This is a genomic window from Paraburkholderia sp., assembly GCF_049581445.1.
In the GTDB taxonomy this organism is placed as follows: Bacteria; Pseudomonadota; Gammaproteobacteria; order Burkholderiales; family Burkholderiaceae; genus Paraburkholderia.
Window position 1 is genome coordinate 34,766 of record NZ_JBAURZ010000047.1, and the last position, 11,423, is coordinate 46,188.

10 protein-coding genes are annotated in these 11,423 nt (G+C 62.2%); 6 read left to right on the forward strand and 4 right to left on the reverse strand.

Going from position 1 to position 11,423, the window contains the following annotated elements:
* The first annotated feature begins 66 nt into the window (after window positions 1-66).
* The 3 genes from xylG to WCA85_RS03310 all read left to right on the forward strand — a co-directional run bounded on the left by xylG (window position 67) and on the right by WCA85_RS03310 (window position 3,538).
* Window positions 67-1,626, forward strand: coding sequence for a D-xylose ABC transporter ATP-binding protein (xylG, locus tag WCA85_RS03300; RefSeq protein ID WP_424061749.1), 1,560 nt, complete (start codon window positions 67-69; stop codon window positions 1,624-1,626).
* Window positions 1,623-2,822 (forward strand): sugar ABC transporter permease, encoded by a 1,200-nt coding sequence (locus WCA85_RS03305; protein WP_424061750.1) that lies wholly within the window; start codon window positions 1,623-1,625, stop codon window positions 2,820-2,822. The genes xylG and WCA85_RS03305 overlap by 4 nt, the downstream gene beginning before the upstream one ends.
* Before the next feature lie 251 nt (window positions 2,823-3,073).
* Window positions 3,074-3,538: a GNAT family N-acetyltransferase gene (locus tag WCA85_RS03310; RefSeq protein ID WP_424061751.1), complete on the forward strand. Its 465-nt coding sequence runs from the start codon at window positions 3,074-3,076 to the stop codon at window positions 3,536-3,538.
* Between the two features lie 43 nt (window positions 3,539-3,581).
* Here WCA85_RS03310 and WCA85_RS03315 read toward each other — a convergent pair whose 3' ends face one another.
* Window positions 3,582-4,559, reverse strand: coding sequence for an AraC family transcriptional regulator (locus WCA85_RS03315; RefSeq protein ID WP_424061752.1), 978 nt, complete (start codon window positions 4,557-4,559; stop codon window positions 3,582-3,584).
* Window positions 4,560-4,723: 164 nt separating this feature from the next.
* Here WCA85_RS03315 and WCA85_RS03320 point away from each other — a divergent pair, with 164 nt between their 5' ends.
* Window positions 4,724-5,131, forward strand: coding sequence for a gamma-glutamylcyclotransferase family protein (locus tag WCA85_RS03320; protein ID WP_424061753.1), 408 nt, complete (start codon window positions 4,724-4,726; stop codon window positions 5,129-5,131).
* Window positions 5,132-5,296: 165 nt separating this feature from the next.
* Here WCA85_RS03320 and aceB read toward each other — a convergent pair whose 3' ends face one another.
* Window positions 5,297-6,898 (reverse strand): malate synthase A, encoded by a 1,602-nt coding sequence (aceB, locus tag WCA85_RS03325; RefSeq protein ID WP_424061754.1) that lies wholly within the window; start codon window positions 6,896-6,898, stop codon window positions 5,297-5,299.
* A gap of 174 nt (window positions 6,899-7,072) precedes the next feature.
* A complete protein-coding gene (locus tag WCA85_RS03330; protein ID WP_424061755.1) occupies window positions 7,073-7,795 on the reverse strand; it encodes a haloacid dehalogenase type II in 723 nt (240 codons plus the stop codon).
* A 161-nt stretch (window positions 7,796-7,956) separates the two neighbouring features.
* Between WCA85_RS03330 and WCA85_RS03335 the strand changes: the two genes are divergently transcribed.
* Both WCA85_RS03335 and WCA85_RS03340 read left to right on the forward strand, forming a co-directional pair.
* Window positions 7,957-8,859 carry a LysR family transcriptional regulator gene (locus WCA85_RS03335; protein WP_424061756.1) on the forward strand — a complete coding sequence of 301 codons (903 nt, stop codon included), beginning with the start codon at window positions 7,957-7,959 and terminating at the stop codon, window positions 8,857-8,859.
* 167 nt (window positions 8,860-9,026) lie between these two features.
* Entirely contained in the window at window positions 9,027-9,461 is a 435-nt protein-coding gene (locus WCA85_RS03340) for a universal stress protein (RefSeq protein WP_424061757.1), read from the forward strand.
* Window positions 9,462-9,665: 204 nt separating this feature from the next.
* Here WCA85_RS03340 and aceA read toward each other — a convergent pair whose 3' ends face one another.
* Window positions 9,666-10,973, reverse strand: coding sequence for an isocitrate lyase (aceA, locus tag WCA85_RS03345; protein WP_424061758.1), 1,308 nt, complete (start codon window positions 10,971-10,973; stop codon window positions 9,666-9,668).
* Window positions 10,974-11,423: the final 450 nt, after the last annotated feature.

Sequence of the window (11,423 nt, forward strand, 5' to 3'; positions counted from 1 at the left end):
GCGAGAACTCCGCAGCCCGTTTAACGCAGCGGCGTTCTCGCGCTCCTTGTAGCGAGGCAAAAGCGAATGGCGCAACCTTTACTGGCGATGCATGGCATCGTCAAAGCGTTTTCCGGCGTCAAGGCGCTCGACGGCATCGACCTGACGGTCGCGCCTGGTGAGTGCGTGGGCCTGTGCGGTGAAAACGGCGCGGGTAAATCGACGCTGATGAAAGTGCTCTCGGGCGTTTACCCATACGGCACATGGAATGGTGAGATCCTATGGGAAGGGCAACCACTGAAAGCGGCCAACGTGCGCGATACCGAGCACGCGGGCATCGTTATCATCCACCAGGAGCTGATGCTGGTGCCGGAGTTGTCGGTCGCGGAGAACATCTTTCTTGGCAACGAGATCACGCTGCCCGGCGGGCGCATGAACTACGCTGCGATGTTCCAGCGTGCCGATGAATTGCTGCGTGAACTGCATATCGAAGGCATCAATGTCGCGCAGCCGGTGATGAACTACGGCGGCGGCCATCAGCAACTAATCGAAATTGCCAAGGCGCTGAACAAGCGCGCGAAGCTGCTGATTCTCGATGAACCGTCGTCGTCATTGACCGGTTCGGAAACGCGCATTCTGCTCGACATCGTGCGCGATCTGAAGCGGCGGGGCGTGGCTTGCGTCTACATCTCGCACAAGCTCGATGAAGTGGAAGCGGTATGCGACACCATCACCGTGATTCGCGACGGCCGGCACGTGGCTACCGAACCGATGCGCGCGCTCACCACCGACCGGATCATTGCCATGATGGTGGGCCGCGAGATCAAGAACCTGTTCCCGCGCGAGCCGCGTGTATTGGGCGACGTGATCTTCGAGGCACGCCACGTGACCTGCTTCGACGTGACCAACCCGCGTCGCAAGCGGGTCGACGATGTGTCGTTCGTGCTCAGGCGCGGCGAAATTCTGGGCGTGGCGGGCCTGGTTGGCGCGGGGCGCACGGAACTGATGCAGGCGATTTTCGGTGCTTATCCCGGCGTGAGCGAAGCGAGCGTCATGCTTGAAGGCAAACCGTTGAAAATTCGCGCACCGGCGGATGCGATTCGCGCGGGCATTGCCATGGTCCCAGAAGACCGCAAGCGCCACGGCATCGTGCCGCATTTGAGCGTGGGCCACAACATCACGCTTTCGGTGTTGCAGCGCTTTGCGAAAGGCGCGCGTATCGATTCAGCGGCCGAACTCGATACGATTCATACGGAGATGAAACGCCTGTCGGTGCGCGCCGCGCATCCGATGCTGTCGATTGCGAGCCTCTCGGGCGGCAACCAGCAGAAGGCCGTGCTGACCCGTATGTTGCTCACCGATCCGAAGGTGCTGATTCTCGACGAGCCGACTCGCGGCGTCGATGTCGGCGCCAAATACGAAATCTACAAACTGATCATGCAACTGGCGCAGCGTGGCATGTCGATCGTGATGGTGTCGTCGGAAATGCCCGAAGTGCTTGGCATCAGCGATCGCGTGCTGGTGATCGGCGAGGGCGAATTACGCGGCGACTTCATCAACGACGGCCTCACCCAGGAAGATGTCCTGACGGCCGCCATCAGCCCTGTGCACCGATCCACGAACCCAACCGGAGCGAGCGCAGCATGACTCCCGACGTCACTTCTCCCAATCCCAAAGACGCCTCCGCGCGCAGTGCGTTTGGCGGCGCGCAGCGGTTGCAGCAACTGTTCGCGCGCTACAAGATTCTCGCGCTGCTAATCGCGGTCGCGGCCATCTGGATGTTCTTTTCGTTCCTCACCGACGGCGCGTTCATTACGCCGCGCAATCTGTCGAACCTGCTGCGGCAGATGTCGATTACGGGCATGCTCGCGTGCGGCATGGTGTTCGTAATCATCGCGGGCGAGATCGACTTGTCGGTGGGTTCGCTGCTCGGTCTGCTTGGCGGTGTCGCGGCGATCCTTGACGTCAACCGCCATTGGCCGATCGGCGTCACTGTGCCCGTGGTGATGCTGCTGGGCGTGCTGGTGGGGGTGTTCAACGGCTGGTGGTCGACTTACCGGCGCGTGCCGTCGTTTATCGTCGGTCTGGGCGGCATGCTTGCCTATCGCGGCATTCTGCTCGGAGTGACGGGCGGCTCGACGATTGCGCCGGTGTCGGATAATTTCGTCTTTCTCGGCCAGGGCTATCTGCCGCGCTTCGTGGGCGACACGCTGGCTGTCGTGCTGTTTGTCCTGCTGGCGCTGCTCACGCTGCGGCAACGCAGCAACCGGCAGCGCTATCAGTTGCCGGTGGTGCCGGTCTGGCAGGATGGGGTGAAGATCGTCGGCGCGGGCGTGATCCTGCTCGCCTTCGTGGCCACGCTTGATCGCTACGGTGGCATTCCGGTGCCTGTACTGCTTCTGCTCGCGCTGTTGGGCGTGTTTACGTGGATCGCCACGCAGACGGTATTCGGCCGGCGCATCTATGCAGTGGGTTCGAATCTCGAAGCGACGCGTCTGTCCGGCGTCAATACGAACCGCGTGAAGTTGGCGATCTTTGCGCTGATGGGCTTGATGTGCGCGTTCGGTGGCATCGTCAATACGGCACGTCTGGCAGCGGGTTCGCCATCGGCGGGCTCGATGGGCGAACTGGATGCAATTGCGGCATGCTTTATTGGTGGCACGTCGATGCGCGGTGGCTCCGGCACCGTGTACGGGGCGCTGATCGGAGCGCTGGTGATGGCGAGCCTGGACAACGGCATGTCCATGCTCGATGTCGACGCGTACTGGCAGATGATCGTCAAAGGCGGGATTCTCGTGCTGGCGGTGTGGATCGACGTGGTGTCCGGGTCTAATCGGCGGTAGCGGCCAAGGGTGATGGCGTGGCCGGTGTGGCTAACGTGACTGAGGGCTCGTAAAGTACAACTCGAAGTCATATGCCCCTCATCGCTGCACCGCGTCCGTAAGCAAAACGTCATGTTTTGCGATATCCGCTCGCTGCGGGGGCGCTTGCCACGCCCCTGCAGCAGGTTATCGGTGGTCTCGGGACAAACAGCCATTGCAAGCGCGAGCCGGCTGTTTTACCGTGTGCCGACCATCATCCTGCCCACCGTGTCATGTTCGTCCCCACCGATGCCCCGTTGCCGTTCCAGTTGCGCCAGGCCAGCATGGATGATTTCGCGTTCGCCGAGGCGCTGACGCGCAACAATATGGGCGGCTACTATCATCGCCATCATCTGATCTGGCGCAGCGACCTGTTTCTGGGTAGCTGGCGCGAGTCGGAGAATTTCATCCTCGAAATGGACGGCGAGCCGATCGGCGTGCTGCGCATCACGGTGGAAGGCGATTCGCTGCATATCCGCGACGTGCAGATTGCTGAAGGGCATCGCCGGCAGGGCGCCGGCACTTATCTGCTCCACATCTCGCATCAATTGGCCCGCGAGCGTGGCTTGCGTGAATTGCAATTGCGGGTATTTGTCGACAACCCGGCGGCTCGGCTCTATCAGCGCATGGGCTACAAACTGGCCGGGCCGCGCCTCGCGCAGCTTGGGGCCATCCGGCATCTGGCACGCCGGGTTTAGGCGCTGCGCTGCGCGGTCAGGCTGCTAGCCTGAACAGCCTGGATCATCCGGCGCCGTGTCCGAACTCATCCGCCAATCCTCCCGCTTGATCCAGCATGCGTTGTCCATCGCGGGCATCGCCTTCCAGATCCGCTTCCTCGCGTTCGGAGCCGCGCTGCGCTTCACGTTGCGCATCATGTTCTGGGTCGCGATCCGAGTAGTACTCCGAGTCACGTTCCGAATCACGTTCAATGAAGGCCCGCGGACTCTTGCCAAAGGCCCGCCGAAACATGGCCGAAAAGGCGCTCTGGCTCTGATAGCCGAGTTCCTGCGCCACGTGGGCGAGCGGCCGTCCCTGACTCAACAGAGGAATCGCGCGCGCCAGCAAAGCCTGCTGACGCCATTGCGAAAAGCTCACGCCGAGTTCCTGACGAAACAGCCGCGCGATGGTCCGGGTGCTGGCGCCGACGCTTGCGGCCCATTGTTCGAGCGAATCGGAACTGGCCGGATCGGCAATCACCGCTTCGCACAATGCACGCAGGCGCTTTTCGTTGGGCATGGGCACGGACAGCGGCAGCGGCTCGGAGCGCGTCAGCTCGTCGAGCGCGAGGGCGCCGAGTACCTGCTCGCGACTCGCGGACAGGTCCGGCATGTCGAGCGCGACGATCACTTCGCGCAAGAGGTTCGACACCTCCACCACGCGGCACGCATCCATGCCGGGCGGCACAGCGTGTTCATCGATATACAGCGTCCGCAAAAAAGCTTCCTCGACGATCACCACCTCGTGCGTCACGTGCGGCGGCACCCAGATTGCACGAGACGGCGGCACCATCCACGTGGTGCCGGCTGTTGCGATGCGCAGCACGCCGCGCGACGCATACGCAACCTGCGCCCACGCGTGAGTGTGACGCGCGATACGCACACCCGCTGGCATCGGCCGCGACCGTACCCGGATGGGATGGACGCGTGTCGGCGCGAATTCCGGCGGAATATCGGCGAAGTCGACCCGTGTCGACAGGAAGGGAGCGGTGGGCGAGTGCATGGGAGAGCCGATGGGCGAAACCGTAGGCGCGGGGTGACTCCATTGTAGGGTGTCGCGTCCGAACTGCCTGACGTGGCGGTCAGCCTGATCAGCAAACGCGTATGAACCGCGGAGATGGACGGCGTGAGGGCATAATGCCCGCTGAATCAGGAGGGACCACCACGATGCAGAAGGTTTTCGTCTATGGCACCTTGCGTGCCGGCGAGATCAACGACATTGGCGAAGCCGCCGCGCGGCACGATATCGCCGAGCCGCGGCTGCTTGGAACAATCACCGTACGCGGCCATTTGTACGATTTCGGCGCTTACCCTGGGCTCATCCTTGATGACGCGGGCACACCGGTGCAGGGCGAGGTCTACGAAATCGCCGCGGAGTTGATTGCCGTGCTTGACGAAATCGAAGAGATCTATCCGGGCGTCGAAGGTTTGTTTGTCGCGAGCGAGGTGATCGTGCAACTCGACGGCGCCGCGACGGCGTGCCGCTTTTATCCTGTGGCCAAAAACGCAGTGAAAGGCCTGGCGGAGATCCGCTCGGGTGACTGGGTCGCGTATCGCCGGTCGCGCCAGCGCTAACGCAGAAAAAAACGGCCCGGCAGGCATGCGCCTGCTGGGCCGTCCGGTCGGTCAGCGAGGTGACCAGCGCTGCTCAATCGCGCAGCAGCGTGGCAACGTCATCGCACTTGAGACCCCATTGAAGGGGCGCTTCAAGGCGTACCACCACGGCTCAAAGGCCGCGCTTCAAAGTTCCTCGTACAGCGGCAGCGTCAGGAAGTCAGTGAACTGCTCCGAGGTCGACATCTCTTCGAAGATCTGCGCAGCGCGCTCGTAGGGCTTCGTATCTCCGCCCACGGCCTCTTTCACCTTGTCGAGTTCCTGCTTCGACAGATCGCGCACCAGTTGCGCGGTCACCTTGCGGCCGTCGTCGAGCGCGCCCTTTGGTGAACGGATCCATTGCCACACTTGCGAGCGCGAAATTTCCGCGGTGGCGGCGTCTTCCATCAGGTTGTGGATCGGCACGCAGCCATTGCCGGCGAGCCAGGAACCCAGGTAGTGAATCCCGACGTTGATGTTGTTGCGCAGACCCGCCTCGGTGATCGGCGCTTCCGGACGGAAATCCATCAGGTCGTGCGCGCTCACCTGTACATCGGCGCGCTGCTTGCCGATCTGGTTCGGCTGGTCGCCGAGTACCTTGACGAACTCTTCCATCGCGATCGGCACGAGGCCCGGATGAGCCACCCAGCCGCCGTCGTAACCGTCGCCGGCGTCGCGCGCCTTGTCGGAGCGCACGCCGCCCATCGCGCGGTCATTGGCGGTCGGATCGTTCTTGATCGGGATCAGCGCGCTCATGCCGCCAATCGCAGGTGCGTTACGGCGATGGCAGGTCTTTAGCAACAACAGCGCATAGGCACGCATGAAGGGCGAGGTCATCGTGATCTGCGAGCGGTCGGCGAGGCAGAAGTCCTTATCGGTCTTGAACTTCTTGATCGCGGAGAAGATGTAATCCCAGCGGCCGGCGTTCAGGCCGGAACTGTGTTCGCGCAACTCGTACAGGATCTCGTCCATTTCGAAGGCGGCGAGGATCGTTTCGATCAGCACCGTCGCGCGAATCGTGCCGCGCGGAACGCCCACAACTTCCTGCGCCGCGACAAAGATGTCGTTCCACAGACGCGCTTCGAGATGGCTCTCCATCTTCGGCAGATAGAAGTAGGGTGCCGTGCCGCGCGCCAGTTGCTCCTTCGCGTTATGGAACAGGAACAGCGCGAAATCGAAAATACCGCCCGATACGCGCTGTCCGTCCACCTTTACGTGCTTCTCGTCGAGATGCCAGCCGCGCGGACGCACGATCAGCGTAGCGATCTTGTCGTTCAGCTTGTACGACTTGCCGTTTTGTTCCAGCGAGATGGTGCGACGCACGGCGTCGCGCAGATTGATATGGCCGGTGATCTGGTTATCCCAGCTCGGTGCATTCGAATCTTCGAAGTCCGTCATGTACGAATCCGCGCCGGAGTTCAGCGCGTTGATGATCATCTTGCGCTCGACCGGCCCGGTGATTTCCACGCGGCGGCATTGCAGATCCTGCGGCAGCGGCGCGATCTTCCAGTCGCCTTCGCGGATGCCCTTGGTTTCGGCGAGGAAGTCGGGGCGCTCGCCGGCGTCGAGGCGCCTGGTGCGTTCGACACGCGCTTTCAGCAGCGCCTGGCGACGCGGCTCGAACGTACGATGCAGCGCAACGACGAGTTCGAGTGCTTCGCGGGTGAGGATGGTTTCATAGCCCGGCTTGATATCAGCCGTGATTTCCATGCCCTGCGGCAGCTGCGACGATGAAAGCGGATTCGCCATGGTTTCTCCTTGGTCGGTCAGATTGCAAAGATGCAAATGTTGGAATGCACTGCGTTTGCGCGGTGTTCTGCGTGGGTTGTTGTGATGGGGAGCGTCCGTGGGGGGCAGTGGTCGTTACGCGCCAGGGCTGTGGCGGGTACGGCTGCTGCCTTTGTCGGGCGCTTCCCGGGTTTGCTAGAACGGAGTTCGTAGAAAAGCCAGCAGATCGTCCATCCGACTACCTGTGCCGTGCGGCGTGACGCCAAGCTCCTCGGCGGGCGCGCCTGCCCGGTTGAGCCAGAACGTCGTGTAGCCAAACCAGTTCGCACCGGCGGCGTCCCAGCCGTTCGACGAGACGAAGACGATCTCCCGCGCCGGCGCGCTAAATGCCTGTGTGCCGAGCGTATAGGCCGCCTGAGCCGGCTTGTAGGCGCGCACGCTATCCACTGAAAGTACGTGGTCGAACAGGCCCGTCATGCCGGCGCTTTTCACGGCGATGTCGAGCATCTGGGGATTGCCGTTGGACAGGATCGCTAGTCCGAGCGGCACTCCTGCTGGCGGATGCTGACGCAACTCACGCAGCACCGCCACGGCATCCGGGAAAGCGGACAGGCACGCGTATTCATCCATCAGGCGCTTTTCCGCGGCGCGGTTAAGCGTGAGACCGAGCTTGTGCGCGGCAAAGCGCAGGGCGTCGAGCGTGATGTTCCAGAACGGCTGATAGCGCCCGCCGGCCGGATCGGCGAGCGTGCGCAACTGCGTATATTCGATTTGCTTTTGGCGCCACAACTGCGAGAGCGCGTCTCCGTGGCCCGGGAACATCTGCTCCGCCGCAGCGACGACCGAATGCACGTCGAACAGCGTGCCGTAGGCGTCGAAAATGACTGCTTTGGGAAAGTGTGTCGTTGTGGCCGACATTGCCGTGCGCTCCAGTTCGAGGTCAAAACGGATTGTATTTGTGATGCTCAGTGCTAAAAAAGAGGCTAAACATCACTTGATCTTTTACTTTCATCCACCTAATCTGTCGCGCATCCCCACTTTCGTGCGCGCTTATTGGGCGCGCCCGGTTCCAACCATCCATGGACCGTTTCAAGCAGATCGAAACCTTCGTCACCGTGGCGGCCAAGGGCAGCCTCTCGGGGGCGGCACAGGCTGAGGGCGTGGCGCCCGCCATCATCGGCCGCCGCATCGACGCGCTCGAAGAGCGGCTGGGCGTCAAGCTGCTGGTGCGTACCACCCGCAAGATCACGCTGACCTTCGAAGGCTCGGCGTTTCTCGAAGACTGCCAGCGCGTCATCCACGACATGCAGAACGCCGAGGCGAGCGTCTCGGCCGGCGGCGTGAAGGCGAGCGGTCATCTGCGGGTGTCGGCGCCGGCAGGCTTTGGGCGCCGGCACGTCGCGCCACTGGTGCCGGCCTTCACCGTGGCGCATCCGGACGTGTCCATCACGCTCGATCTGTCCGACCGGCTGGTGGATCTCGTCAACGAAGGCTTCGATTGCGCGGTGCGGCTGGGCGAATTGCCGGATTCGTCGCTGGTGTCGCTGCGGCTGGGAGAAAACCGCCGCGTGTGCGTCGCCTCGCCCACCTATCTGGCGCGCCGCAGCGCCCCGCAGAGCCTCGCCGATCTGGCGCATCACAACTGCCTGGCGCTGGGCGCGAGCGCCAACCAGCAGCGCGGATGGATGTTCCAGCAAGGCGACAAGGTGGTGTCGATCAAGGTTTCCGGCACGATGGAATGTTCGGACGGCGCAGTGCTGCATGATTGGTGCCTCGAAGGGTATGGGCTCGCCTGGCGCTCCTGGTGGGAGGTCGGTACAGATATCGCCGCTGGCCGGCTCGTCAGCGTGCTCGACGAGTTCGCGGCGCCGCCCATCGGCATCCATGCGGTGTTCCCGCAGCGACGTCATTTGCCGTTGCGGGTTCGGCTGTTTCTCGATTTTCTCAAGCATACGTACGGGCATCCGAGTTATTGGGGCTAGGGGCTCCAGGCAAGACGGCGCAGGGGTTTCCGATATGCGGACAGACCCGCACGCTGCCGCCACCGTCGATTCGGCGCACTACAATCGTTTGATGGACCCGCCACGCGCCTGCTGAGGCAGGCGCCGCTTGCCGGCCGGTCCGGCCGCAGTCGACGACGGAGAACAGCATGTTCAAGCACATCCTGGTTCCGACCGATGGTTCCGACCTGTCACGCAAAGCGATCGAAGGCGCAATCGATCTCGCCCAGGCCGTCGGCGCAGACGTCACCGCTTACGCGTGCCTGCCGCAATATCCTTACTCGCCGTTCTCCGAGGTGGTGATCGAGCCGCCCGTGGATTTTCTCGAACGCAGCGAGCGCGAAGCACGTGTGCATCTGCAGGAGGTGGAGCGGGCCGCGCGTAACGTGGGTGTCGCGGTCACCAGCCGCACCAGCGTCCATCCCTCACCGTACCTGGGCATCATCGAAGCTGCGGAGAAGGGCGGCTGCGACGTCATCTTCATGGCCTCGCATGGACGCCGAGGACTCGGCAGCCTGCTGATAGGCAGCGAAACGCAGCGGGTGCTCACGCATACCAAGATTCCGGTGATCGTGTACCGCTGAAGTGTGGGTGGGCGAGAGGCGTCGCTTGCGGCTCCGTACTTCGCTGCCGCTGAAAAAACGCTGAACAAAGGCCGAGAAACGCGCTGGAAAAGCGCGCCGGCGTTAAGGCCGACGCGCCGCTTCCAACCGGCACGCTTTGCATTTGCCGCGTGCTCTACTGTCTCCCAGATTCCCGCCAGGCCCGCGCCGCAGGCCCGACGTGTGTTACGCCACCTTCTTGTCGAAAAACTGCTCGTCTTCGGTTGAGCCGTGCAGCGCGGTCGTCGACGCATCGCGCTCGACCGTTTGCGTGACGGCGTCGAAGTAGCCCGTGCCCACTTCGCGCTGGTGCTTCACGGCGGTGAAGCCCTTTTCGGCCGCAGCAAATTCCGCTTGCTGCATTTCGACGAACGCGGTCATCTGATTGCGGGCATAGCCGTGCGCCAGGTTGAACATCGAGTAGTTCAGCGCGTGGAAGCCGGCCAGCGTGATGAACTGGAACTTGTAGCCCATCGCACCGAGTTCGCGCTGGAACTTGGCGATGGTCGCGTCGTCCAGATTCTTCTTCCAGTTGAACGACGGCGAGCAGTTGTACGACAGCAACTTGTCCGGGAACTGCTTGTGGATCGCGTCAGCAAATTTCTTCGCGAACTCGAGATCCGGCTTGCCGGTTTCGCACCAGATCATGTCGGCATACGGCGCATAAGCGAGGCCGCGCGAGATGGCCTGCTCGATACCCGGGCGCGTGCGGTAGAAGCCTTCCACCGTGCGCTCGCCCGTCAGGAACGGTTTGTCGTTATCGTCGATGTCCGACGTCACCAGATCAGCCGCTTCTGCATCGGTGCGGGCCAGCAGGACGGTCGCCGTGCCGGAGACGTCGGCGGCCAGACGCGCAGCGGTCAGCTTGGCGATGTTTTCGCGCGTCGGTACAAGCACTTTGCCGCCCATGTGGCCGCACTTCTTCACTGAAGCGAGTTGATCTTCGAAGTGCACGCCTGAGGCGCCGGCTTCGATCATCGCCTTCATCAGTTCGAACGCGTTCAGCACGCCGCCGAATCCGGCTTCAGCGTCGGCCACGATCGGCGCGAAGAAATCCACATAGCCTTCGTCGCCCGGGTTCTTGCCTTCGGACCATTGAATCTGGTCAGCGCGGGTGAGCGTGTTGTTGATGCGCTTCACGACGAGCGGCACCGAGTTGGCCGGGTATAGCGACTGGTCCGGGTACATTTCACCTGCGACATTGGCGTCGCCTGCCACTTGCCAGCCCGACAGGTAGATCGCCTTCAGACCGGCCTTCACCTGCTGCATGGCCTGATTGCCGGTCAATGCGCCAAGCGAGTTCACAAACGGCTCGGTGTTGACGCTATGCCACAGCTTTTCCGCACCGCGTTTGGCGAGCGTGTGCTCAACCGGGATCGAGCCACGCAGGCGCACCACGTCTTCGGCGGTGTAGGTCCGCTTGATGCCTTTCCAGCGCGGATCGGTTTCCCATTGTTGCTGGAGCTGCTGGGCTTGTTCCTGGCGTGACGTCATGGTGTTCTCCTTGGTTTGCCTGAGATGTGGGATCGGTGAACTCTGTCTTCCAGAAGCGGGCGCCGCGAGGGCGTTTCGTTTCGTGAAGTCTTGTATAAGAGTCTAGGCAAAAGGAGATGCGCAAAATAGACGCAGAGGGAGCTTTGTTGGAGATTTTTTATTTTTTATAATCAATCATTTACATGTATCATTCCGCATTAAGAAATGAGATTTTCCCTGCTGCAATAGACGTTGTTGTGCCACGCAGCACGATTTTTTACGAGGCAAAAAAATTTTCCACATCGTGAAATTTAGGCCGGGACGAAAAAAAACCGGTGCATGAGCACCGGTTTCTTCTGAGTTTGGGGCGGCGGTTGGCCACCCGTGGCCCATTTAGCTGCCGCGACGCGCCGTACGCGGACCGTCGCTGCGGCGTGCGCCGTAGCCACCGTCACGCGAGCCACCGTAGCC

Bases quoted from the DNA above. Each gene is read 5' to 3' on its own strand.
- xylG (WP_424061749.1), top strand. From the start codon at position 67: ATGGCGCAACCTTTACTGGCGATGCATGGCATCGTCAAAGCGTTTTCC.
- WCA85_RS03305 (WP_424061750.1), top strand. From the start codon at position 1,623: ATGACTCCCGACGTCACTTCTCCCAATCCCAAAGACGCCTCCGCGCGC.
- WCA85_RS03310 (WP_424061751.1), top strand. From the start codon at position 3,074: ATGTTCGTCCCCACCGATGCCCCGTTGCCGTTCCAGTTGCGCCAGGCC.
- WCA85_RS03315 (WP_424061752.1), bottom strand. From the start codon at position 4,559: ATGCACTCGCCCACCGCTCCCTTCCTGTCGACACGGGTCGACTTCGCC.
- WCA85_RS03320 (WP_424061753.1), top strand. From the start codon at position 4,724: ATGCAGAAGGTTTTCGTCTATGGCACCTTGCGTGCCGGCGAGATCAAC.
- aceB (WP_424061754.1), bottom strand. From the start codon at position 6,898: ATGGCGAATCCGCTTTCATCGTCGCAGCTGCCGCAGGGCATGGAAATC.
- WCA85_RS03330 (WP_424061755.1), bottom strand. From the start codon at position 7,795: ATGTCGGCCACAACGACACACTTTCCCAAAGCAGTCATTTTCGACGCC.
- WCA85_RS03335 (WP_424061756.1), top strand. From the start codon at position 7,957: ATGGACCGTTTCAAGCAGATCGAAACCTTCGTCACCGTGGCGGCCAAG.
- WCA85_RS03340 (WP_424061757.1), top strand. From the start codon at position 9,027: ATGTTCAAGCACATCCTGGTTCCGACCGATGGTTCCGACCTGTCACGC.
- aceA (WP_424061758.1), bottom strand. From the start codon at position 10,973: ATGACGTCACGCCAGGAACAAGCCCAGCAGCTCCAGCAACAATGGGAA.